The organism is Vibrio sp. 2033, from assembly GCF_033339735.1.
The window spans coordinates 1-1,009 of sequence record NZ_JAWOVC010000126.1 but is presented as its reverse complement, the minus strand read 5'-3'; the positions used below and the strand labels follow the sequence as shown (position 1 = coordinate 1,009).

At 50.3% G+C, this 1,009-nt stretch carries 1 protein-coding gene; it reads left to right on the top strand.

Features of this window, described 5'->3' with window-relative positions; translation table 11 throughout:
* Positions 1 to 1,009, top strand: a 1,009-nt coding sequence (locus R7P74_RS25075; protein WP_318123350.1) for an Ig-like domain-containing protein, incomplete at both ends; no start/stop codon positions are given.

The following is a 1,009-nucleotide window of genomic DNA, read 5'->3' as shown; positions in this document are numbered from 1 at the left end:
TTCTCTTCTCCAACGAACAACGCGCACATTCCTGAAGGCAGCGCCATTACTCTGTTAGCCAATGCGTCCGACGAGGACGGACAGGTCACACAAGTGGAGTTTTTAGCGGGTGACCAAACCGTTGCTATCGTCACCCAAGCGCCATTTGAGGCATCTTGGACCGCAGCCCAAGGCGTTTCTCAACTCACCGCGATTGCGACAGACAATGAAGGCGCAGTAACCTCCACAACGGTTGCTATCGTCGTTCAGCCTCAAGTAGAGCTGCCACCACCTAGCATTACTCTCACTAGTCCAACAGGTACGGAAACACTGAGTGTGGGGGATAACCTAACCGTCACTGCTCAAGCTGATGACTTTGATGGCGTAGTTACTCAAGTTGAGTTCTTCGTTAACAACCAATCTGTCGCCATTGATACCAGTGCACCTTACGAATACCAATGGACAGCGAGTGTTGGTACGCACTCATTTAAAGCTCAAGCAACAGATGACTCTAATCTCTCTACCACGAGTCAAGAAGTGGCGCTGGTCGTCGCGAATTCAGAAACAGGCAATGGTGGGTGTGCTGATGCTCTACCTTACGTTGCTGGCACGCGTTATGAAGTAGGTACTCTGGTTTCTAATCTTAACCAAAAATATCGTTGTGACGTTGCAGGTTGGTGTTCGTCCGATGCAACATGGGCCTACGAGCCAGGTGAAGGCCTCTACTGGAAAGATGCTTGGACTGGCCTAGGAGCGTGCTCAACACCACCTCAAGTTACCATTACCGCCCCAACTGATGGGCAAGTCGTGCTCGCAGGCAGCAACAACGAAATCACAGCCAACGCAAGCGACTCAGATGGCACGGTTACGCAAGTGGAGTTTTTCGCGAATAACGATCGCTTAGGTGTCGTTACTCAAGCGCCATATTCCGTTACTTGGAACGCCACACTTATTGGCGCTAACCAGCTTAAAGCCGTTGCAACCGATAACGACAACAATACGTCAGAATCTGTTGTGAACGTAAATGTCA